The organism is Microbacterium sp. Leaf351, assembly GCF_001423825.1.
Classification (GTDB): Bacteria; Actinomycetota; Actinomycetes; order Actinomycetales; family Microbacteriaceae; genus Microbacterium; species Microbacterium ginsengisoli.
In genome coordinates this window covers 171,231-172,090 of record NZ_LMPK01000035.1, presented here as the reverse complement: position 1 = coordinate 172,090, position 860 = coordinate 171,231, and the positions used below count along the sequence as shown (strand labels likewise).

Annotated in this window: 1 protein-coding gene; it reads left to right on the top strand. The window is 70.1% G+C overall.

All coding sequences use genetic code 11. The annotated features are described in order from the left end of the window. Window positions 1-763 (top strand): gfo/Idh/MocA family oxidoreductase (locus ASG00_RS11905; protein ID WP_235559549.1); only part of this gene is annotated, 763 nt, incomplete at its 5' end. Between the last annotated feature and the right edge of the window lie 97 nt (window positions 764-860).

Here is an 860-nt window from a genome sequence, read left to right as displayed (position 1 = left end):
CTCGAGCGAGATGCCGTTCTTCCCCGGCGCCCAGTGGGCCATCGACTACGTGCGCTCGGGCGCGCTCGGGCGCATCGTCGAAGCGACCTGCGGCTTCCTCCACGCGAGCGACCTCGACGTGAACAAGCCGCTCAACTGGAAGCGGCAGCAGAAGTTCTGCGGTGTCGCGGGCGTGATGAACGACCTCGGCATGCACACGTGGCACGTGCCGCTGCGACTCGGGTGGGCGCCCGAGGGGGTGTTCGGCGTGCTGCAGGACATCGTCACCGAGCGGCCCGGACCGGGCGGCGACCTGGTGCCCTGCGACACCTGGGACAACGCGATCATCCACTCGCGGGCACGTCACGATGGCGCCGAGTTCCCGCTCACGACCGTCACCAAGCGCATCGCTCCGGGCGAGAAGAACACCTGGGAGTTCGAGGCGATCGGGATGTCGGGCGGCGTGCGCTTCAGCACGAAGAACCCCAAGCAGGTCGAGGTGTTCGCGCTGATCGACGTGCCCGGGGTCGGCCGCGAGCAGTCGTGGCAGCGCATCGACGCGGGCAGCCAGTCGGTGTGGCCGACGGTGACGGGGCCGAACTTCGAATCGGGATTCTCCGACGCGATCCTGCAGATGTGGGCGGCGTTCCTCGCCGAGTACGTGGGCGAGCTCGGCGACCGGTTCGGCACCGTGCGACCCGCGGAGGCGGCGCTCACCCACCGCATCTTCGCCGCAGCGATCGCGTCGCACGAGGACGGCCGCCTGACCGCCCCCGCAGACTGAACGAGCGGGGTCCGATAGTCCGAGGCGGCTGAGCGGGCGCGGCAGAATGGATCCCGCTCGCGCCGCGCGCGTCGGTTCGCGGTGAGCAGGAGGAACA